This window comes from Arthrobacter castelli DSM 16402, assembly GCF_000430705.1.
GTDB lineage: Bacteria > Actinomycetota > Actinomycetes > Actinomycetales > Micrococcaceae > Arthrobacter_C > Arthrobacter_C castelli.
The window spans coordinates 203,358-225,121 of the sequence record NZ_AUMN01000003.1 but is presented as its reverse complement, the minus strand read 5'-3'; the positions used below and the strand labels follow the sequence as shown (position 1 = coordinate 225,121).

The 21,764-nt window shown below is 65.6% G+C and carries 18 protein-coding genes; 8 read left to right on the top strand and 10 right to left on the bottom strand.

Features of this window, described 5'->3' with window-relative positions:
• Positions 1–118: 118 nt before the first annotated feature.
• On the bottom strand, positions 119–580 hold the full coding sequence (locus H535_RS0105535; RefSeq protein WP_026818767.1) for a hypothetical protein: 462 nt from the start codon (positions 578–580) through the stop codon (positions 119–121).
• Positions 581–616: 36 nt separating this feature from the next.
• The gene (locus tag H535_RS23670; RefSeq protein ID WP_081416462.1) at positions 617–1,915 is read right to left on the bottom strand and encodes a phosphotransferase; all 1,299 of its coding nucleotides are present in this window, start codon (positions 1,913–1,915) and stop codon (positions 617–619) included.
• Positions 1,916–2,111: 196 nt separating this feature from the next.
• Here H535_RS23670 and H535_RS0105525 point away from each other — a divergent pair, with 196 nt between their 5' ends.
• From H535_RS0105525 to H535_RS0105510, 4 genes are all read left to right on the top strand, one after another.
• Entirely contained in the window at positions 2,112–3,767 is a 1,656-nt protein-coding gene (locus H535_RS0105525; protein ID WP_026818766.1) for an ABC transporter substrate-binding protein, read from the top strand.
• Positions 3,768–3,829: 62 nt separating this feature from the next.
• Positions 3,830–4,777: an ABC transporter permease gene (locus H535_RS23665; protein WP_035768481.1), complete on the top strand. Its 948-nt coding sequence runs from the start codon at positions 3,830–3,832 to the stop codon at positions 4,775–4,777.
• Positions 4,774–5,631 (top strand): ABC transporter permease, encoded by an 858-nt coding sequence (locus H535_RS29565; protein WP_035768427.1) that lies wholly within the window; start codon positions 4,774–4,776, stop codon positions 5,629–5,631. Before H535_RS23665 ends, H535_RS29565 begins: the two co-directional genes overlap by 4 nt.
• Positions 5,631–7,340 (top strand): dipeptide ABC transporter ATP-binding protein, encoded by a 1,710-nt coding sequence (locus tag H535_RS0105510; RefSeq protein WP_035768425.1) that lies wholly within the window; start codon positions 5,631–5,633, stop codon positions 7,338–7,340. The genes H535_RS29565 and H535_RS0105510 overlap by 1 nt, the downstream gene beginning before the upstream one ends.
• Here H535_RS0105510 and H535_RS0105505 read toward each other — a convergent pair.
• The 4 genes from H535_RS0105505 to galU all read right to left on the bottom strand — a co-directional run bounded on the left by H535_RS0105505 (position 7,329) and on the right by galU (position 11,134).
• Positions 7,329–8,120, bottom strand: a complete 792-nt coding sequence (locus tag H535_RS0105505) for an SDR family oxidoreductase (protein WP_026818763.1) — start codon at positions 8,118–8,120, stop codon at positions 7,329–7,331. The genes H535_RS0105510 and H535_RS0105505 overlap by 12 nt on opposite strands.
• Before the next feature lie 104 nt (positions 8,121–8,224).
• The gene (locus H535_RS27600; protein ID WP_051298588.1) at positions 8,225–9,475 is read right to left on the bottom strand and encodes a hypothetical protein; all 1,251 of its coding nucleotides are present in this window, start codon (positions 9,473–9,475) and stop codon (positions 8,225–8,227) included.
• 98 nt (positions 9,476–9,573) lie between these two features.
• Positions 9,574–10,197 carry a GNAT family N-acetyltransferase gene (locus H535_RS0105495; RefSeq protein ID WP_026818762.1) on the bottom strand — a complete coding sequence of 208 codons (624 nt, stop codon included), beginning with the start codon at positions 10,195–10,197 and terminating at the stop codon, positions 9,574–9,576.
• Positions 10,198–10,201: 4 nt separating this feature from the next.
• Positions 10,202–11,134: a UTP--glucose-1-phosphate uridylyltransferase GalU gene (gene galU, locus H535_RS23655; protein WP_051298586.1), complete on the bottom strand. Its 933-nt coding sequence runs from the start codon at positions 11,132–11,134 to the stop codon at positions 10,202–10,204.
• Positions 11,135–11,194: 60 nt separating this feature from the next.
• Between galU and H535_RS23650 the strand changes: the two genes are divergently transcribed.
• The 3 genes from H535_RS23650 (at position 11,195) to cpaB (ending at position 13,278) form a co-directional block, all read left to right on the top strand.
• Positions 11,195–11,806 (top strand): 5-formyltetrahydrofolate cyclo-ligase, encoded by a 612-nt coding sequence (locus H535_RS23650; protein ID WP_051298584.1) that lies wholly within the window; start codon positions 11,195–11,197, stop codon positions 11,804–11,806.
• Between the two features lie 113 nt (positions 11,807–11,919).
• Positions 11,920–12,342: an FmdB family zinc ribbon protein gene (locus tag H535_RS0105480; protein WP_026818761.1), complete on the top strand. Its 423-nt coding sequence runs from the start codon at positions 11,920–11,922 to the stop codon at positions 12,340–12,342.
• Between the two features lie 207 nt (positions 12,343–12,549).
• Entirely contained in the window at positions 12,550–13,278 is a 729-nt protein-coding gene (gene cpaB, locus H535_RS0105475) for a Flp pilus assembly protein CpaB (protein ID WP_081416460.1), read from the top strand.
• 19 nt (positions 13,279–13,297) lie between these two features.
• On the opposite strand, the gene H535_RS0105470 is transcribed toward cpaB, so the two are convergent.
• From H535_RS0105470 to H535_RS0105455, 4 genes are all read right to left on the bottom strand, one after another.
• Positions 13,298–17,311 (bottom strand): DUF4011 domain-containing protein, encoded by a 4,014-nt coding sequence (locus H535_RS0105470; protein ID WP_026818759.1) that lies wholly within the window; start codon positions 17,309–17,311, stop codon positions 13,298–13,300.
• Between the two features lie 99 nt (positions 17,312–17,410).
• The gene (gene guaA / locus H535_RS0105465; RefSeq protein ID WP_425387260.1) at positions 17,411–18,991 is read right to left on the bottom strand and encodes a glutamine-hydrolyzing GMP synthase; all 1,581 of its coding nucleotides are present in this window, start codon (positions 18,989–18,991) and stop codon (positions 17,411–17,413) included.
• Between the two features lie 96 nt (positions 18,992–19,087).
• Positions 19,088–19,585 carry a DUF3817 domain-containing protein gene (locus H535_RS0105460; RefSeq protein ID WP_026818757.1) on the bottom strand — a complete coding sequence of 166 codons (498 nt, stop codon included), beginning with the start codon at positions 19,583–19,585 and terminating at the stop codon, positions 19,088–19,090.
• Positions 19,582–20,454, bottom strand: coding sequence for an SURF1 family protein (locus H535_RS0105455; protein ID WP_026818756.1), 873 nt, complete (start codon positions 20,452–20,454; stop codon positions 19,582–19,584). Before H535_RS0105455 ends, H535_RS0105460 begins: the two co-directional genes overlap by 4 nt.
• Positions 20,455–20,502: 48 nt before the next feature.
• Between H535_RS0105455 and H535_RS0105450 the strand changes: the two genes are divergently transcribed.
• Positions 20,503–21,735 carry an MFS transporter gene (locus H535_RS0105450; protein ID WP_245580166.1) on the top strand — a complete coding sequence of 411 codons (1,233 nt, stop codon included), beginning with the start codon at positions 20,503–20,505 and terminating at the stop codon, positions 21,733–21,735.
• Positions 21,736–21,764: the final 29 nt, after the last annotated feature.

Sequence of the window (21,764 nt, the reverse complement as noted above, 5' to 3'; positions counted from 1 at the left end):
CGCCCCGAACGCTCAGATATGGGCAGCAGGCGGGCCGGCCGCTGAAGAAGCGGCCGGCCCGAGTGACGGCTGTTGCGATAGCCGTCGTGAGTCGGCACTGGGAGACCGACTGGCTGGATCAGTCAGCGCTGCTGGCCGATGGGGCGCTCTGTGCCGACTGGGCGCTGACTGGTGATGGCGCGGACGGGGCGGAAGCAGCCGATTGAGGCTCCGGAGCTTGCACCTTGGCCGGTGCCTGCTGCGGCGCTACTGCACGGGACGTCTGCGTGGCCGCTGAATCAGCCGTCTGGGCCGACGGTGCGGACGTGGCAGTGTTGGCTGTGTTAGCCGTCTGGGCAGTCTTCGCTGACTTTGCCGATGCGGCGGTATTGGCCGAAGCATTCTCCAGCGCCCTCGTATTGGATTCCTCTGCCGAAGCTGACTGCTGGCTGCTGCCGGCCTGCTGGCTGTCCTGGGTGCCGAGCACAACAGCCGGCCCGAGATCGGTGTCGTTCTGGACGGTGCCGGCCGAGGCCGCGGTGGCGCCGAGTGCGACAACACCCAGAGAGCCGGTGACAATCCAGAAATTCCGCTTGTTCATGATTCTTCCTCCCATTGCCCCTTTGTGCTGATACTTCTAGCTTGCCGGGCCAATATGAGACGTCCTTGAGCCAGGAATGAGAGAGTTCTCAGATTCACTGATCCGACTTGTCCCGGCGGCGGATGCGGCCATTCGCTCCGCGGCTTCCAGTCGGCCCCTGGCATCTGAGAACCAGTCGACGCTCCCTGTCCGCTTGGCGCCGGCGACCAGTGAGAGCGCGACGCCGGCAGCCCGGATCCTCAGGCCGACCGGGTCGACTTCGGTGTCAAAAGCAGCCAGGAAGCGCTGCAGGGCTGCCGGAACGTGGACATACCGCGCATCGACAGCGGGCAACACAGCCAGGTGGCCGATGAAGCACGCCAGCTCGTCAACCAGCAATCCCGGTCCCACCGCGTCCACGTCCAGCAGACCGGTGACGATACCGCCGTCGACCACCAGGTTTGCTTCGTAGAAATCCCCGTGACTGGGAACCACAGGACCCGGATCGGTATCCGGAAGCAGCCGGTTGATCTGCCCAGCGAGGTTCGAGATCCTGTCCTGCTCAGCAGGCAGCGCCGCACTGGCGGCCTGGGCGTAATCGTCCGCCCTCGTGGCCCATGCGGACCGCGCGGGCAGGGTCATCGCTTCGGCCGGGAACCGGCGGAGCAGGGTGATCAGTGCCGCGGGGTCAAGTTCCGCCGCCCCGTTGGCCATTAATTCGTTGGCGAGCGGCGTTCCCGGCAACCGATGCAGGGCCAGGACATCATGCACAGGCTCGCCATACGGTTCCGGAACCGGGACTGACGCGTCGGCCAGCATCCGGTGCCGGCGGTACATCGGCCCCGCATGGCCGCCGCGGACGACCTTCAGAAAGGCTTCTTCGTTGCCGCATACTGCCGAGATGACAGCGCGGCGCATCGGGCGGTAGCTGACCGTCCGCAGTCGGACGTCCGCATCGGGTTGGCCGAAGACCCCTGCCGCCACGGCCGCCGGGTCGCACGCCCAGCCCAGTCCGGGAAGCAACGGATCCTGCGGATGATGCCACACGGTCAGCGCAGCCGCATCCTGGGCCGGGGCATCGAGGCGGACCGCCGGTGTCGTCGTGTGCGGCACCGTCGCCGTCGTCGCACACAGGTGCCCACTGCCCGGCGCCCCGGCGGGATCGACGTACGTCGTCTCGTATATCCCGGTCACGCCGGCGTTGGGCCGGTGATGGGTCGCCAGCAGTTTCCAATCCGTCAGGTCCAGCCCGGACGTGTCCAGCGCGAGCTGCAAAGGAACGCCCATCTCCGCGCTTTCCAGCAGGGCAATTTCAACCTCCTCGCGGGAGCCTGCCTGCAGGTGCGCATTGTTCATGGAACCAGTTGATCATGTCCGGCTGGACGACGGATGAGGCGAAGATGAGAGTCCTCTCATTTCGAATAAATCATATAACTTGGAGCGGCTGTCCAAGACTTCTAAAGTTCTAAGGTAAGGAAGCATGCTGGTTCCAGCTCTGGTCCCGGCAACTCAAAACCACGGGCCCGTTCGCCCGCACTCGCAATGAGGATTAATGCCGATTCTGCCCAGATCTCTTTCTGCCCGCTTTTCGACGGCGGTGGCGGCGGCTGCTGCAACGGCGCTGCTGGCGTCGGGCTGCAGCCCGGCGGAACCGGAAACCAGCCAATCCCCTGTTTCCGGTGGCCATCTGGTGTATGCCACCGGCGACGCGGAGCCAACCTGCCTGGATCCACATGTGGGCGGCAACTATCCGCAAGCTTTGGTGTCCACGCAGTATCTCGAGCCGCTGGTCTCCCTCAATAAGGAAGGCGAGATCATCCCTTGGCTGGCCACCGATTGGAAGGAAAGCAAGGACGGCCTGAGCTGGACCATCACGGTGCGGGACGACGTCCACTTCACCGACGGTGTAAAGCTGAATGCCAAGGCCGTCCAGGCCAACATTGAACACCTCAAGGACCCCGCCACGGGATCGTCCACCGGATACCTGGCCTTGGAGAAAGTCACCGGAACGGAAATCGTCGACGAAGACACCATCCGGATCAACCTCAGCGAACCGGACAGCGCGCTGTTGGAGTCGCTGTCCCAACCGTGGCTGGCGATCCAGTCACCGAAGGCGCTCAAGCGGTCCAAGGAAAAGAACTGCCAGTCGCCGGTCGGCACCGGACCGTTCAAGGTCGCCGACTGGGACAAGCAGAATTCCATCACCCTGGTCCGTAACGAGGACTACAACTCCCCGCCGGCCGATGCCGCCCACCAGGGGCCCGCGTATCTGGAGAAAATCACCTGGCGTTTCATTCCGGATTCGGCTTCCCGGTACGCCGCCTTGCAGTCGGGCGAAGTGGACGTGATCGACAACGTGCAGCCGGACACCATTAACGCCGCCCGGGACAACGAGTCCATCGAGCACCTCAACGCGCCCCGGCCCGGCGCCTCGAACCGGATTGAGTTGAACTCGGGAAAGCCGCCGTTCAATGACCCGCTGGTGCGTGAGGCGTTCGTCCATTCCGCCAACGTCAACGCCGCGATATCCAGCCTCTTTTTCGACACCGCCGAACGCTCCTATTCCCCGTTATCCAGCGTCGAAGAGCTCGGTTATTCCGCTCCCGATTTGTTTACGTACAACCCCGAAAAGGCCAACAAGCTGCTGGACAAGGCCGGATGGGATCAGCGGGACGAACAGGGTTACCGGGTGAAGAACGGCAAGCGGTTGAGCCTGAAGTTCCCGGTCAGCACCAACCAGTCTATTCCGGCGGAGATCTCGCTGTTCGAGCAGATCCAGGCCACCGCGAAGAAGGTGGGTTTCGACGTCAATCTCGAACTGATGGACTTGTCCAGCTGGTACGGCGCGCTGGCAGCGAATGAATACAACCTGGTCAGCGCTCCCTACACCAAGGTCGGCCCGGATGTGCTCAGGATCCTCTACCATTCGGACGGCATCAAACCGGCGCCCAGCGGCTACTTTGCCAATCTGTCGCAACTTGACGATCCGAAGCTGGACAAGCTGCTCACCGAAGCGGGACGGGAAACCGACCCGAAGCGGCGGGCGGAGCTCTATGAGAAGGCCCAGAAGATCATTCTGAACGGCTACTACATCCTGCCGCTCTATGACCAGCAGAACCACTTCCTCCACCGTTCGAACGTGGAAGGGTTCCGGGCGCTGCCCACCGTGTCCACCCCGACGTTCTACGATACGTGGCTGAGCCAGTAGGCACCGGCGCTGAATCCGCTGTCGGGACGGCTCCCCGTCCCGACAATCCTGAACGTTCAGGCATAACGGCCAGGCTGGTGGCTGCGGCCCGTTGGTTGCTGTTCAAGGCACTCGGAGCGGTATTCGTGCTGTGGGCGGTGACAACGCTGATTTTCTTCGGCATCCGGATGATTCCCGGCGACCCGGCCGAAGCGATCCTCGGCGGTCCCGGTTCACAGGCTTCGGCCGAAGCCCTGGCGCAGGTGCGTGCCGACTACGGCCTGGATGAGCCGCTGCTGGTCCAGTACTTCATGCAACTTGGCCGGCTGCTGCAGGGGGACCTGGGCGATTCGTATTCGATGCAGGTCCCGGTGTCCTCGCTGCTGGCCGAACAGCTGCCCCCGACCCTGGTGCTGGCCTTCCTGGCACTGGTGCTGGCTTGGGTGGTGGCGCTGGCACTGGCTTCCTGGTCGATGTTGTCCGGCCGGGGTGCGGCGGTGATCTCCTCCGGCCTCGAAATCGCCGGCGCCGCCGTCCCGCACTTCTGGCTGGCCACCGTGCTGATTGTGGTGTTCAGCGTCAATCTGGGATGGCTGCCGCCGGTGAACACCGGCGGCGTGGATGGACTCGTCCTTCCGGTGGTGACGCTGGCGCTGCCACTGGCCGGATTCCTGGGCCAGGTGATGCGCGAGTCGATGCTCAACGCCGCCACATCCCCGTTCGCTTTGTCGGCCCGTTTCCGCGGCGAGACCGAACGCGGCGTGCTGTTCCGGCACTCCCTGCGCCACGCGGCCATCCCCGGTATCGCCTTGTCCGGATGGGCGTTCGGATCGCTGATCAGCGGCGCCGTCGTCGTCGAAACCATCTTTGCCCGCCCGGGCCTGGGCAGGACGCTGTTGCGCGCGGTCACCGACCGTGACATCCCGCTGGTCACAGGAGTCGCCCTGGTGGCCGCGCTGGCGTACGTAGTGGTGATGGCCCTCAGCGATATCGCTGAACGGCTCGCCGATCCGCGGGTGGCTAAACGATGACGTTGTTGGACAGCACCCGCAGCCGGATCCGGAACCGCGGCGCGCACAACGGCAACCGCAGGGTGGGCGCCGTCGAATTCATCGCCGCGGCAGTAGCGCTGTTCCTGCTCGCCGCCGCTCTCTTCCCCTCCTGGTTGGCCCCGTACCAGCCGCTGGCGATCAACCCGGCCGATGCCTTCCAGGCACCGTCGCCTGACCACTGGTTCGGCACCGACGAATCCGGCCGCGACATCTACTCCAGGGTGATTTTCGGCGCCCGGGAGTCGCTGCTGATCGGCGCGGCGGCGACCGCGATCGGCGTCGGGCTGGCCCTGGTCCTCGGCGCGCTGGCCGGTCTGGGCGGCAGGCTGCTCGACTTCGGCGTTGGACGGCTGCTGGAAGTGCTGTTTGCCCTGCCCGGGCTGCTGCTGGCGCTGGTGTTCATCGCCATAGCCGGCCCGGGAGTGGTCACCACCACCGTGGCGGTGGGACTGTCCACAGCACCCGGCTATGCCCGGATCATCCGCGGCCAGATCATCCAGGTCCGCAGCTCTGCCATGGTGGAGGCCGCCGTCGTACTGGGCCGGTCCCGCGCACAGGTGCTGCGCCGGCACCTGCTGCCCAACGCGCTGGCTCCGGTGTTTGTGATCGGCACCCTGGGGGTGGGCCAGGCGGTGGTCTGGGCAGCGTCGCTGAGCTTTCTGGGACTGGGCGAACCGCCGCCGGCCGCGGAATGGGGAGCGATGCTTTCGGCAGGGCGCACCTACCTCACCACTGCCTGGTGGATGACCTTCTTCCCCGGCCTGTTCATCGTGCTGACAGCGGCGGCCAGCACCGTGCTCGGCCGTGGCCTGCAGCGCAGGGCGGTGAGCTGATGGTCAACAACGACGACGGCGGGTTGCTGCAGGTCGATGGCCTCACCGTGGGCTTTGGCGGCGGTGAGGTGGTGCAGGACGTCTCATTCTCCATTGCCGCCGGCCAGTGCCTGGCCCTGGTGGGCGAATCCGGCTCCGGCAAGAGCGTCACGGCGCGGACTTTGATGGGGCTCGCCGGCGAGGGCGCCGGGGTCGCGGCCTCGGCCCTGCGCCTCTCTCGCACTGATCTGCTTCGCATGCGCGGCCGGCAATGGCGCAAGGTGCGCGGCTCGCAGATCGGATTCGTGCTGCAGGATGCGCTGGGCTCGCTGGACCCGCTGCGCCCGGTGGGACGGGAGATCGACGATGCCTTGCGACTGCGGACGAATCTCAGCCGGGCCGAACGGTCACAACGGGTGCTGCGATTGCTCACCGACGTCGGAATGGATGACCCTGCGCTGCGCGCCGGACAGCGTTCGGGCGAACTGTCCGGCGGCCTGAGGCAGCGGGCGCTGATCGCCTCTGCCGTCGCCCTCGACCCGCCGCTGCTGATCGCCGACGAACCGACCACCGCGCTGGACGCCACAGTGCAGGCGCAGATCCTGGCCCTGCTGGAATCGCTGCGCGACGCCGGCACCGGCATCCTGCTGATCAGCCACGACCTGGCCGTGGTCAGCACCATAGCGGACAACGTCGCCGTAATGTCCCAGGGCCGGATTGTGGAGCAGGGACCCAGCAGGCAGATCCTGGGCGACCCGCAACACGACTACACCCGCAGGCTGCTGCAGGCGGTCCCTTCGGGCCATCCCCGCCACACCCGGCTGTCCACCGGAACACTGCAGATCAGCGACAGGCTGCCGGCGATGGACAGCGGCGAAAGCACAAGCATGGACAGCGGCACCGGCCCGGACGGCGAATCGACGCGCCGGCGGGGCGGGCCGCTTCCGGCACCGTCCCGCGATGAACCGGTATTGGAGGCCTCGCGGCTGACCAAGCGCTTCCCCACCGGATCCGGCAGCTTCACCGCCGTCGACGACGCCTCCTTCAGCCTGGCGGCAGGCAGCACCTTCGGGCTGGTGGGCGAATCGGGCTCGGGAAAGACGACGACGGCGCGCCTCGCCTTGGGATTGACGGCGCCGGACTCCGGGCACGTGCGGCTGTTCGGCGAACCGTGGAGTGCAGTGCCCGAACAGCAGCGACGTCCGCGGCGGCCGCAGATCGGGGCCGTCTACCAGGATCCGATGAGTTCCTTCGATCCGAGACTGACCGTGGAGCAGATCCTCACGGACGCTGTCACGGCCGGACGCAGCCTGCGGCCGGCCCGGCACCGTGCTCAGGTCAAGCAACTGCTGGATCTGGTGGGGTTGCCGTCGTCGCTTGCCGCGCGCGGGCCGCGCAATCTCTCCGGCGGGCAACGCCAGCGGGTCGCAATCGCCCGGGCCTTGGCGCCGCGGCCCCGGATCGTGGTGTGTGACGAGCCGGCATCCTCCCTCGATGTTTCGATCCAGGCCCAGGTGCTGGACCTGCTGGATGAGCTGCAGCGCGAGTTCGGGCTGAGCTACCTGTTCATCTCCCACGACCTGGCGGTGGTGCGGCACATGAGCGATCAGGTGGTGGTGATGCAGGGTGGGCGGATCGTGGAACAGGACACCGCGGAGCGGATCTTCCAAGCCCCGGAGCATGACTACACTCGGCGGCTGCTCGATGCATCCCCGCGTTTAGCCCGTTGAATCCACCAGCCACTGCGCGAAGGTTTCGGTCCCGTACGCGCGGCCCGGCACCAGATTCCGGCCCTGCTGGAAATACCGGCCGACGGATCCGGGCAGCGGCAGCGTCAACACCCGGCCGGTCCCGCCGCGGGAGTATCCGACGGCGTGGGCCAGCTGTTCCATGGGCAGCACCTCCGGTCCACCCACGCTGATCATGCCGTCGTCGGGCAGCTGCGGGCCGACTGCAGCGTCCACCAGCGCCCGCGCCGTATCCGGCACTGAAATCGGTTGGAAGGATACCCCGCGGGCGGCCAGGTACAGACCGGCCCGGCCTGCGACCGAGACCATCATGGCCACCAGATTATGGAACTGAGCGGCGCGGACGATCACGGTTTCCAGCGACGAGCCGCGATAGACCTGCTCCTGTGCGGTCTTCACCCGGTAGTACCCCAGTCTGCTCTGGTCCACGTTCACAATGGACAACAGCACCGCCCGTCGCACGCCGGCATGGGCAGCCGCCGATGTCAGATTGTGTGCTCCGGTGGACAACGTCTGCCGTGACTTTCCCGTCTTGGCATCCAAGGCATCGACGACGACGTCGACACCGTCCATCGCCTGCTGCAAACCGGCGGTGGATACCACATCCGCGGTGACGTATTCGGCTCCAGGGACGAACGCCGGCGATTGGCGCGCAGGCTGATGGCGGCTCAACACCCGCACATCGAGTCCGCGTTCGAGCGCTTCGGCTGCCACCGCCCGTCCGGCCAGCCCCGTTCCGCCTGCCACCAGTATGCGTGTCATAACCGCAGTCTAGTCCGATGAGGAGCAAATGTGTCCGGTCGGCGATATTCAGCCGTACCCAACCCGGGAAGGCGGCCGTGGCCATGCGGTGGCCCCGACCGTGGCTATGCGCGGCGGCGCTGCAGCACGTTATCGAGGTCGTGCAGTCCGCCGGCCAGCTTGGCCTGTCCGGCCGAATCCTGCGGCGCGGCACCGTCGCCGGCATCACCGACAGTTGTTGCCGGCTGGCCCTTGTGCGCCGTCTGCTCCACAGCTTCCTGGTCAAGTTTCATCTCGACCTTCGGGGCCACGGCCCCGGCCTTGATGGAAGGCTTACCTTCGGGCTTCGGCTCGGCCGGCAGCTCCAGCGGCTCCGGCGCGGGGCGGTCAGCTTTGGCGGACTCAACGTATTTTGGCTTCGGCACGTGCACCGGCTCCCACGTCTGCGTGGACTCGCCGGCAGCGCCATTCGCGCCATTCGCGCCGTCCGCGTTGGATTCGCTGTCATCGCCCACCTGATCGGCCGGGTTGTCCGACTCGGCTGCCACAGCAAGTGCGGCCTGGCGCAGATCGTCGGCCGTCAGCTGTTGTCCCGGCGTCGTTCCTGCGGTCGCAGTTGAGGCCTGCGGCGCCTCCGGGGGCACCGATGCCGCTGCTTCGTCATCAGTGCCGTCATGTTCGGGGTTTTCGGCATCGAACAATTTCGTTTCCCGCTTCGGCCCCTGCGCACCCGGAGATCCGGGCGCGGTCGACTCCTCCGGGCCCTGCCCGGAGTCCTCGGTGCCGGCACCGGAACCGGCCGGCGCGGCGCCGGAGGTGCCGGGGTTCATTGCCTCTCGAAACGCCGCTTCGATCCGCTGCTCGGAGCGCTTGGTCCGATCCCGCACGGCCAGGGCGCGGAGCGCCGCCACGCTGCCCACAGCCACCAGCAGCGATACGACGGGAATGTAGGCGGGGATCAAGCCGGCAATGCTGATGATCGCGCACACCACGCCGACCAGCAGCGCGGCAGCGCCAAGCCCGGCGAGCGCCGTGCGACCGTACCGGATCTTGAACGGCCCGGGAGCGCGGCCGGGTCCGGCAGCGGACCGGGGCTGCTCTGCCCGGGTCCGGCTGTCCGCAGCTGCAGGCTGGGCCGCCGCTGTCGATCGGGCGCTGGACGAGGATGAGGGCGTCGATGTGTTTTCCAAGATGTTCCCCTGAGAACGTGAGTCCTCTGTTTGAGAGGGTGAGGTGACTGCGGGCAGGTTACGGGCCATGGCCAGTTGGTGCGCTGGCATCCGGTCCGGCCGGCGCAGAAAATACGGGACGACCCACACCAGCCAGAGCCCCACAATGATCACCAGGATCGCTGAGCTGTTCAGTGAGATGTCCACATCTAAAACCGTAGAAGCAAAAACATGCCTGGTGCGGCATTAGTGGTGGTGTGTCGTGATTGTGGCGGTTCAATCGGCATGTGTCGTTGGCATTTTTGCTACCCCACGGCACCGGTGGACAGCCAACGTTGCAGCAGGCCTCCGGATGGTATTTCCTCGGCCGTCAGGGCGAAACTGCGATGGTCGGCCCATTGACCATTGATGTGCAGGTAGTTCAGCCGCACCCCTTCATCCCGGAAGCCGAGCTTCTGGACCACCCGCAGGCTCGCGGTGTTCTCCGGACGGATGTTCACTTCAATCCGGTGCAGTCCGAGGGAATTGATGCAGTGGTCTGTCGCCATCGCCACTGCGGTGGGCGCCACTCCGCGTCCGGCATGCTGCTGATCGACCCAATATCCCAGCGTGGCCGACATCGCCGATCCCCACACAATGGTGGAGACGGTGAGCTGGCCGATCAGTGCCGGCTTATCCTCGGGAGGCTGCCGTTCGGTGATCACGAACGGAAGCGCAACCCCCATGCGGGCCTGCTGGCGCAGGTAGCGCACCATTTCCATGAAGCTGGGCAGGTAACCACCCGGGGCGGGATTGGACGCTTCCCACGGGCCCAGCCAGCTCGCGTTGCGGCGGCGAACCGACTCCCACTGCCTCCGGTCACGGTAGCGGACTGGCCTGAGCGACAGTGCACCCCACGTCAGCGTGACGGGCCAGCGGGTTCCGCCCACGCCACTACACTCCGGACTGGACGAAGTCCTTGAGCCACGCGCGCAGGTCAGGGCCCAGGTCGTCACGTTCGGAGGCCAGTTTCACTACCGCCTTCAGGTAGCTGAGCTTGTCACCGGTGTCGTAGCGGTTGCCGCGGAAGACGACACCGTAGACCCCGCCGCCCTCGGCATCGGAATTGGCAAGGGTCTGCAGGGCATCGGTGAGCTGGATTTCCCCGCCGCGGCCGGGACCCGTTTCCTCCAGCACATCGAACACTGCCGGATGCAGCACATAGCGGCCAATAATGGCCAGGTTCGAGGGGGCGTCCGCCGGCTGCGGCTTTTCCACCAGTTCATTGATCTTGACGTAGTCTTCGCCCTCGACCGCCTGGATATCCGCGCACCCGTAGGAGCTGACTTCCGAGGGATCGACCTCGATCAATGCGACAACGGAACCACCGGTCGCCGCCTGCACCTCGATCATCCGGCTGAGCAGTTCGTCCTGCTCGTCGATCAGGTCGTCACCGAGCAGCACCGCGAAGGGCTCGCCGCCGACATAGAGCTTGCCGCGCAGCACGGCGTGGCCCAGACCCTTGGCATCGCCCTGGCGCAGATAATGGATGTCGGCCAGTTCCGAAGCCCGGCGCACATCGGCGAGACGTTCATGGTCGCCTTTCTTCTCCAAGGTCTGCTCCAGCAGCGGCACGCCGTCGAAATGATCCTCCAGCGGCCGCTTGTTGCGGCCGGTGATCATCAGCACGTTTTCCAGCCCCGCACGCACCGCTTCTTCGACCACGTATTGGATGGCGGGTTTGTCGACCACGGGAAGCATTTCCTTGGGCATGGCCTTGGTGGCGGGAATGAACCGTGTTCCGAGTCCGGCCGCCGGTATCACGGCCTTGCGGACCGAATGCTTAGTCGCCGAGGACGCCGTGTTGGCTGATGAGTCTGTGCGCATTTGTCTAGGCTAACCCAAGGAGATTCGAACCAACTAAGCCACCTGAGAGAATGGAAAAACATGACGGTCCCAGGCAGGTCGAAGACAAGCGTACGCAGCCGCCACCGTGCGCAGCGTCGTTCCGCCTCGGTCACACAGCGCCGCACTGCTGCCGCTTCGCTGGCAGACACGGTGCTGGAATGGTTGCAACAGCAGCACGACGGCGGCCCGGTCGCCGTGGCGGCCTATCTGGGGATCGGCGCGGAGCCCGCGACGGATGTGCTGCTGGACCGGTTGCACGAATCCGGGCACCGGATATTCCTGCCGGCCTGCGAACCGCAATTCCAGCTCGGCTGGGTGCGCTGGCGTCCGGATACTCCACTGGTCGCCAGCGCGCTGGCACCGGTTATGGAGCCGGTTGGTGTTCATGAAACCGTCCAGGTGATGGAGGATGTGGACTTGGTGCTGCTGCCTGCGCTGGCCGCCGACACGGCAGGAAACCGGCTGGGCCAGGGAGGCGGCTACTACGACAGGTTCCTTGCCTCGCTGTCCCAGGTTCAGCAGCGCCCCCGCACTGCCGCCGTCGTCTACGCAGACGAGCTACTGGATGCCGGTTCCTTTGCACACACGCCGCTGGACCTTCCCGTTGATGGAGTCTTTACGCCACGGTCGTGGCATTCAACTGTCCAATGAAAGTGTAGAATTAGCACTCGGAAGCCGTGAGTGCCAAAGCGCTCCCGGCAACCTCCACTGTTTGTTCGTGCGGCCAACGACCGGACGGGCCGCGCAAAGATGAAGGAAGTACAGTGCCCACCTACGCATACGCCTGCAAGGACTGCACCCACGCGTTCGACATTCACCAGTCCTTTACCGACGATTCCCTCACGGTCTGCCCGGAGTGTGAGGGTACGCTGCGGAAGAAGTTCAACAGCGTCGGAGTCGTCTTCAAGGGATCCGGCTTTTATCGGAACGATTCCCGCGACGCCACGGCCTCGTCCGGTGCCAGGAAGGAGTCCGGATCCTCAAACGGTTCGGGCGGCTCCTCCGGTTCCACGGACGGCGGATCGGGTGACTCCTCTTCCTCGTCCAACGGATCGTCGGAGTCGTCGGGTTCGTCGGAGTCGTCCGCCGGCTCCTCCAACGGCTCCGGTTCAACAGGTTCATCGGGCGGCTCCGCCGCAACGGCGCCTGCCGGCGCAGGAAGCTCCGCCGGCAGGGCAGCCGACTGACCCGTCGCTGCGACGCCCCTGACCTGCCGCCGGTGTGACGGCGGGCTGCAACGCCGACCTCCGGGCTCCCCTGCAGCCACATCTCCGGTCTCCCTGCAGCCACGCTGGCCGCCGCTCTTCCTCCACACCAGGATCGGCCCCGCCGGCCGTCCACATAGACGGCGGCACAGCTGTCCCGGCCGCAACCGTGCTGCCTAGCGTGGTGGCATGTTCCAGCGATCCAGACAACCGCCTGCACGGACCGCCAATGTCCGCCACAACCATGCCGTGCCCCGATGGTTCTTCCGTCACCGCCGATTACTGGCTGCCCTGCTCCTTTGCTGCGCCGCCGGACTCACGGTCCACCAGCTAACGCCTGCCCAGGCGGCAACAACGAGTGTGGTGACTGCCGCGCAGGACTTACCGGCCGGCGCGGTGTTGACTGCTTCTGCCCTGTCCGTGGTCCGGATCGAGCCGGATCTGGCGCCCCGGGGTGCCTATGCCTCCGTCGGCCAGCTCGTTGGGAAGCAATTGGCGGCGCCACAGCGCCAAGGGGAATTTCTGACCGACGCGGCGCTGCTGGGACCCGGGCTGCTGATCGGCGCACCGCCGGGCACAGTTGCCGTGCCGTTGCGGATCACGGACTCCTCCACCGTCCAGCTGGTCAGAACCGGCGAACGGGTCGATGTGGTGGTCAGCTCGGGCAACGGCTACGAGCGGACCGTGGAAAGCCGTACCGCGGCGGAAGACGTGGTGGTGTTGTGGACTTCCGCCGCGGGCGCGTCCGGCTCTGTTAGCAGCGGTGGCAGCGGAGATGCCGGTTGGCTCGGATCCAGCGGCGCCGAAGGCCTGGTGGTGGTGGCAGCTGAAGCCACGCAGGCCCAGTCATTGGCCTCAGCTGCTTCGAAGGGGAAAGTGTCGTTGGTGATGGTCAGCCCCCGCCGCGGATCCGGATAGCCGGTGAGCCTTGGGACACCTAGTTCCAGTGCGGCGGCTGCTGCTCCCGCAGCCATTCGTCCCGGTCCTGCTCATCCCTGTCGCCCCAGGAGATGTCCTCATCCTCTGCCGCCTTGTTGGGCAGCAGCGGCGCACCGGTCGAAGCACCTTCGCCGGCCGGGAGTGTTTGACCGGGCGCTGCCGCCGTGCCTTCATCGTTGCTCTGCACATCGCTCCTATCGTCCAAGCCCAGATATCCGCCTACGAGGTCCGTGCACGAGACGGGGTCGGTGAAGACTTCGATGGTCCACAGCGAGACATGTCTCCAGCCCATTGCCTCCAGCATCTGCGGGCGCAGGCGGCTGCGTTCCCGCACGCTCATCCGCCGGTACTTTTCGGTCCCGTCGGACTCGACGGCCACCGGCGCAGGCAGCTCGAGTTGCTGACCGGGGGTGGCGGGGGCAGGGACTTCGAACGGATCGGCGGCGGCGACTACGTCAATCTCTCCGTCGTAGTTGCGCCACACTCGCGCCCCGCGTTCCTGCAAGCGCCCCACCAGGTCCGTGACCAGCGGATCGTCAACGATTCCGCCGTCGCTGTCCGTTCCGGCCGCGGCAAGCAGATCGCCGGAGCTAACGGTGCCGGCGGATGGTGCTGTCCCTCCCCCGAGTTCGCGATTGATCAAGTCGTAGAAATCCGAAGCGCCGTGCGTGAGCCGGGTCGGATCGAGATCATCGGGTTTGAAGCAGGTGAGCACGTGCAACGAGGAACGGGCGCGGGTCATCGCCACGACGAATTTGCCGCTACCTGCAGGCCCGGACAAGGAACCGAAACTGTGCAGCGCCCGCCCGTGCGGCGTCCGGCCAAATCCGAGCGAGAAGATCACGCTGTCCCGGACCAGGCCGGCGGCACGCTCCAGCGGTACAACCCGGAATGGTTCCGGCCCGGAGCTGAAGAATTCTGCAGCGTCCGGATAGTTAGGCAATTGCATCCCGACGGCCTCGGCCACCCTGCCGGCGTGCCGGCCGCTGGCCGTGATCACCGCCAGGGACTGGCCGGGCCGATTCCGGGCATGGTCGAAAACCAGGTCCACGACCCGGTTGACTTCGGCCACCACGCTTTCGACCGCATCCTGGCCGGATGTGGGCATCCCGGTGCCGTCCGGCAGGTATTCCACGGCGAAGGAACGCCGCGCTCCCGCAGCCGCGTGTCCTGCCGGAAGCCGGATCAGTTTGCCGTCGTAGAAGTTGGTGCTCAGGTGCTGCGCCAGGGTGGCGTCAACGCACCGGTAGACCACGGACAGGGACCGCTGGGGCAGGATGCGGGACAGCGCCGACATCGCACTGGTCAGCTGCGGGCCGTCGTCGTCCTGGGCCGAATCCGATTCTATTCCCACCGAGAACGGGCGGGCAGCGCCCAGCTGGGGATCGCCGAAAGCGATGACTTGCGCGGCACGCCCGATGGAGGGCAGCACCGACTGCAGTGAGGTTGCTTCGGCGTCGAGGATGACCACCGCATCGAACTCGTGGCCGCTGTCCAGCAGGGAGGGCACCATCAACGGGCTGGCGGTGAAGACCGGCAGCAGCGCTTGGACCAGCAGAGGCGACTCCCCGGACAGTGCGCCAAGGCCGGGCGTGCCATCCTTGATCAATTGCCGCAGTGAATGTGCCTCGGCCGCGTGGCTGGCAACCCCGTCCCGCCAACGCCGGGACAGCTCCCACCGCAGCCGCGAGGCGCCGGAGGAGATGTGCGCGTTGTCGGCCAGCCTGTAGTCGGCTTCCAACCTGCGCAGGCTCTCGCCGTCGGACATCGCCAGGTAGTCGTCGCCGCTGATCATGGCTTCAAGTGCGGACTGCCACCAGGCCAGTTCCAGTTCGGCACCGACTTCCTCGGTCCCGACTTCCCTTTCGGCAAGGTCGTCGAGCAGTTCCGAGAGGCCATGCTCGCGCATGTTCTCCAGCAGCAAGGTCCGCTCCGGCAGCGAGACAAGCGTCTGCCTGTCCTCTGCCAGCGCCTGCAAACGCTCAAGCGCCGCCTGGTGGCTGATGCCGGAGAGCCCGCCGCCGGCCTTGGCTTCGACCAGAACGGCCGACAATTTCTCCAGCTTTTGCTCCACCTGGTGGTGGAAATTATGCACGTCCGCCAGCCCGGACGGGATCGACGGGTGTCGCTGGCTGGTGGCATATTCCGACCATGCGGTGTGTTGCTGCTGTACCTCCAGCAGGGACCCGTGGAGATCCGAAATATGAACGCCCGGGCGAATGTATTCCTTCGCCACCCGGCGCAGCCGGGAGCGGGTCATCGACGTCATGTCCACCTTGTGCGCACGGCGCCAGGACGCCGGAGCCGTGGCCGAGATGAGATCGGTGACCGGACGGTCGAAGATGTCAGGGGTGAACTTGTCGAGGCTGCCGCGGATGGCAACCAGCAAGTCGAGTTGGCGGCCCCATTCGGCGACCGACTCTCCGATGGAGATCTGCGAATAGCCGGCCACCTCGTCCATCTTCTCGCGCAGTTGCGGCAGTTCGCGGGCCAGCTCCACGGCCAGGGCGTGCGCTTCCTCGGTCTCCTTACGGTTGACCAGACGCGCTCCGTACCAGGGGCTCTGCCACCGGGCCTTGCTGAAGCCCCCGAGTTCGGCGGCCCTGCGCAGGCGATGGGCCAGTTCGGCCCGATCCGTGATGTTGTCCAGCACGCTGCGCTTTAGCCGAACAGTGGTGGCCGGAGGGTGCTGCAGCGCGGTCAGCTTCGCCAGTGACTGCATCGCCTGATACGGCGAGCATCCCCACCGCTGCCGGACGTTGTGCAGCGACCGGACGTGGTCCTGCAAGGCATGGCGGTTCTCCACCAGGGTCTGGTGCAGGTGCCCCAGTTGCGGTTCGGCGGACCTCTCGTTGCGCATGATGGCCCGAACCAGTTTGTCTTTCAGCTCGGCGCTGTCGACGCCGGCGTGCAACTGCAGCACCAGGGTACCCAGCTGCAGTTCATCGAGCTGATTGACCAACTGGTTGAGGGTTGCCCGGCGTTCGGCAACCACGAGGACACGCTTGCCGGCCGCCGTCAGCGCGGCCAGCGAGTTGAGTGCCGTCTGGGTCTGTCCGGTTCCCGGCGGCGCCTCCACCGCCAGGGACGCGCCGGAACCGATGAGGTCGAGAACCTCCTGCTGCGTCGAATCAGCGTCCTTGAGCAGCAGTTCGTCCTCAGGATCCCGCTCATCGATCGGCGGGAGGTCCGCGGCGATGGCCTGGAACGGCTGCACTTGCCCGGACACCGAGTCTTCCAGCAGGGCACCGATCACCGGGTGGGCCGACGAGATGGCGCCGTCGTAAATATGCTCTTCAAGATCGGCGAAGGTGGACGCCAGCAGGTGGTGGGAGACCTGCATGCCGTTGATTCCCGCGGTGGCCGAACGCAACCTGTCCAACACCGGATGCGGATCGAACCGCGCCGTGCCGTAGGCCATGCCTTCCATGGTGGGAACGTCGAGGCCGACGTCGTATTCGGCTTTCAGGAACCGGACCAGCGACGGATTCAATCGGGCCTGGCCGGTCACCTGCAGCTCATAGTCGTCCTGCCCTGAACGCATTGACACAGTCACCGGCGTCAATAGCACGGGAGCGCTGAGCTGTTCAGCAACCCCGGCAAACGGGGAGCGCCAGGAGGCAGTGCCGGCGGCGAGATAACCGACGTCGATCCCCCGCTCGGAACTGAGCTCGTGGATCTTCGAGCGCAGCCGCCGGGCAGCGTCCATCGCCGCGGCATACTGGTCCTGGTCGCGGATCAGCGTGGATAACCGGGTGCGCCGGCCGGCAAGCAACTGCGCCAGGCCCGAGGGGTGGGCGTGGGTCAGATCGATGGTGCCGCCGGGAGCCGGCTTGAAATGCAGCAATGTATCGGGGCCGGCAAAGGAACCGAGCTCCTCCAGCCACGTATACAACGCATCCGAATCCGCCTCGGGCACCGCATCATCCGCCTCGGGCACCGCATCGTCCTCGAAGGTCACCGATGCACTCTCTTCCGCACTCGTGCGCTGCGCTTTCGACCATAATGGCATGTTCTTGAGGTTATCGGCTGCGCCGCGTGATTTGGGGCAACGCAACACGTCCAGCCCCTAAAAAGGCCACTTTGACACCGGCGCGCAACGTGCACTTCATTATTCCCATTCAATAGTGCCCGGCGGCTTGCTCGTGACGTCGAGAACCACCCGGTTGACGCCGTCGACTTCGTTGGTGATGCGGTTGGATATCCGGGCCATCAGGTCGTAGGGCAGCCGCGACCAGTCCGCGGTCATCGCATCCTCGCTGGAGACCGGCCGCAGCACGATCGGGTGGCCGTAGGTGCGCCCGTCGCCTTGCACCCCGACGCTGCGCACGTCCGCCAGCAGCACCACCGGCATTTGCCACACGGCGCCGTCGAGGCCGGCGGCCGTCAGCTCGGCGCGGGCGATGGCGTCGGCCTGCCGCAACAGGTCCAGCCGCTCGGAGGTCACCTCGCCGATGATGCGGATGCCCAGGCCGGGGCCGGGGAATGGTTGCCGGCCGACGATCTCGTGCGGCAGGCCCAGCTCGGCGCCAACCGCCCGGACTTCGTCCTTAAAGAGGGCACGCAACGGCTCGACCAATTCGAACTGCAGGTCCTCCGGCAGTCCTCCAACATTGTGATGGCTCTTGATATTTGCCGCGCCTTCACCGCCGCCGGATTCGACGACGTCAGGATAGAGGGTTCCCTGAACCAGGAATTTGATCGGCTTTCCTTCGGCTCCGGCTTCGGCGGCCAGCTTCCGCTCGGCCTCCTCGAACGCACGGATGAATTCGCGGCCGATGATTTTGCGTTTTTGCTCGGGATCGGAGACCCCTTCCAAGGCGCCGACGAACCGTTCAGTCTCATGGGCCACGTACAGCTTGACGCCGGTGGCTGCCACGAAATCGCGCTCCACCTGCTCGGCTTCGCCTTGGCGGAGCAGCCCGTGGTCGACGAAGACACACGTGAGCTGCTCGCCCACGGCTTTCTGCACCAATGCCCCGGCCACGGCGGAGTCAACGCCGCCGGACAAACCGCAGATCACCCGGGCATCGCCTACTTGTTCACGGATGACGGCGACCTGCTCGTCAATCACGTTGCCGGTATCCCAGTTGGGCTCCAGCCCGGCTCCCCGGAAGAGGAAATTTTCCAGCACCTGCTGACCGAAGTCGGAATGCTTCACCTCGGGATGCCACTGCACCCCGAACAGGCCCTTGGCCTCGTTGGCAAAAGCTGCGACGGGTGTGCTGACCGTGCTGGCGAGCACCTCGAAGCCGTCCGGGGCCTGCTGGACCGTGTCGCCGTGGCTCATCCAGACCTTCTGGTGGTCAGGCGTCCCGTCCAGAATCGAGCGGCTATTGCCGACGCTGCTGACATCGGTTGAACCGTATTCACGCAGTCCGGTCTGGGCCACGGTTCCGCCCAATGAATTGGCCATTGCCTGGAAGCCGTAGCAAATACCAAGGATGGGCACGCCGGCGTCGAACAAGTCCTGTTGCACACCCGGTGCCTCCGGTGCGTAGACGCTGGAGGGGCCGCCGGAGAGGATGATGGCCAGCGGGTTCTTCGCCAGCATCTGCTCGGTCGAGCAGGTGTGCGGAACGATCTCCGAATAGACGTTGGCTTCGCGGACTCTGCGGGCGATCAGCTGGGCGTACTGGGCGCCGTTATCGACGACGAGGACGGGCCGGTGGGCGGGAGCGAGTTCAGTCACCATACAAGCCTAATCGTCCGCGCCGGGAGCCGCACATTCGACACCTTCGGGACGCTCGAGACACTCGAGACACGGCCCGCGTGCTGCTCACGGGCGCTAATACCGTGCGGCCGCCTCCGGGTGGGCGGCGAGTTCGGCTTCAGTCTGCCGGTGGATGCGTGTTTCCACAATGAAAGACAGGAACGGAACCACGCCGCCGAGCGCTATCAGGATGAACCTGGAGAACGGCCAGCGCATCAGCGACCACAGCCGGAAATCGGCAATCAGGTAGACCACATACATCCAGCCGTGGACAATCAACACGGCGGTGGAGAGATTGAAGCCACCGGTGATGGTCTGTTCGGCGACATTGTTGAACCCGAGAATCATCGTCTCGCCGGTCGCTGCGCTGGTGCCGCCGGCGATGATGTCCGATCCGAAGCCGTATTTGGCGATCATTTCGACCACCACCAGCAGCAGCATCACGCCGGTCGCGTAAGCCAGCACCTTGTAGAAGCTCAGCGCCGAACGTATTTGCTGTGCGGTGCCGCCGAACCTGCGTTTCTGCGGTTTCTTCTGCGTCTGCCCCTGTTGGCCCTGCGGGGAGTCACTCACTGGGTTACCTCACTGTTGGATCGTTCAGTACTGTCGGTACTGTCGGTGCTATCGGTACTGTCGGTGGTCGTCATTTCATATTCGTCGTCGACGTAGTCCTCGTCGTCCTCCAGGCTGCGCCGGTAGTCGTCGGCCACCAGACGCCACCAGAGGAAGAAGGCGAACCCGGCGAACACGAACCACTCGATGGCGTAGAAGATATTGAGCCAGTTGACGGGTGTTTCCTGCGGCTGGGGCGAAACCTGGATCTCCTCCAGCGGGGTGCCCGATGCCGCTCCCACCGGGGTGCCGCCCGCCAGTGTCTGGTCGGCCACCACAAATCCGGAATAGCTGGCCACATCCCAGCGGTTGATCAGCTGCGCCACCGAGAGGCTGGAGACATACGGGTCGCCTTCCCGGTCCACGACCGGCGCTTCGGTGGGCAGCAGACGACCGGATAACTTGAGTTGACCATCCGGCGCCTGGCCGGCGGCGGACGGGTCCTCGACCCAGCCGCGGGCCACCGGGATCACCGGTTCTCCGCCTCCGCGGCCCTCCAGCGTCGGGGCGCCGTCGACCGCGAACGCGGTCACCACCCAGTATCCGGGCTGGTCATCCTGCAGCCGTCCTTCCACCAGCACTTGCTTATCCGCCAGGAAGCGACCGCTGGCTGAGACCATCTGGTCGGCGGTGCCGGCAGTCATTGGTGTGCCTGGTTTATGGACCGTGGTCAGGGGCTTGACCTCTTCGGTCGACGACGGCGGCGCAGGCGCGGGTGCGTCCTGTGCACTGGAGAACTGCCACTGACTGAGCAGCACGAACACCGTGGACAGCACCAGCGCAAGGATGAGCGCGGCAATCCAGCGGGGTTTGAGAGCGGTTTTGAGCACACCTTAACGGTACTTCGTCCGCTTGTAGAAATCCCAATACAGCCTGGTGTGAGCCACGCTACGGTAGGCTCAGGCACCATGTCGTTGGGGCGGGAATACCGGAAGCTGTGGGCCGGCAGTGCTGCCTCGAATTTCGGCGACGGCATCAGTTTCGTTGCCATACCGCTTCTTGCGACAACGCTGACGTCTGACCCATTGCTGATCGCCGGCCTGTCATTGGTCTACTCAGCGGCCAGGTTCGCCGTGGTTCTTCCCGTCGGTGCACTCGTCGACCGCTTGGACCGCAAAACGATCCTGTGGGCCGCCAATCTTGGCAGAGGCCTGCTGCTGGCGTGCCTCGCACTGTTCGTGGCCACGGGTACGGCGTCCCTCCCCGCGCTGTACGTGGTCTTCGCGCTGGTTGGCATGCTGGAAACGGCGGCTGACAACTCGGCCCTGTCGATCCTGCCTTCGATCGTTGAAAGCGGCGCCTTGGACAGGGCCAACAGCCAAATATCAGCCACACAGCTCGTCGCCGATGAATTCGTCGGTCCGCCGCTTGGCGGACTGATGTTCGCGGCGGCGATCGCCTTGCCTATTGGCATAACCGGCGGCGCGTACGCTGCCGCGGCCTTGTTCTTTTTCACGCTTGCCGGAAGCTTCCGCCCGGAACGGTCCACCCGCCATCGGCCGTCACTGCCCCGGGAGGTGGTTGAAGGCGCTTCCTGGCTGGCGCGCCACCGGCTGCTTCGCATTCTCTCAGTCGTGACTGGGCTGTCCAGCATCGCTTATATGATGCCCTTCTCCATTCTGGTCCTCTTCTCCCAGGATGTGCTGGGACTTGAGCCGGCGGGCTACGGAATATTGCTGTCCGTGTCAGCTCTTGGCGGGCTGGCCGGAACCGCCATCGCGGGACCGCTTCGCCGCAGGACCGGGTATGCCGCCACAGCTGCAGGAAGCTTGGCCCTTGGTTCTGTGACGTTGTTCGCCACATCATCCACCACAAGTCCCTGGGTGGCCGGCGTGTGTCTGGCGGCTTATATTCTCCATGCCGTGGTGTATGGAGTGTGTGTCGCTTCCATACGGCAACGGCTGGTCCCGGAAGGCTTCCGCGGTCGGGTGAACTCCGTATCGAAATTGTTCGGGCTCGCTGGTCTTGCGATAGGTGCGGGGCTGGGCGGCGTGCTCGTCGACACGTCCAGCCTTCAGATCCCGTTTTTAGCCGGCGGGACAGTCTTCGCCCTCTGCGCACTTATCGCCTGGCCGGCCCTTCGGAGCTGGGAGCAAGCAGGGCCCGCTTAAACTGCCTCATGCCGGCCGGGAAGCTCCCG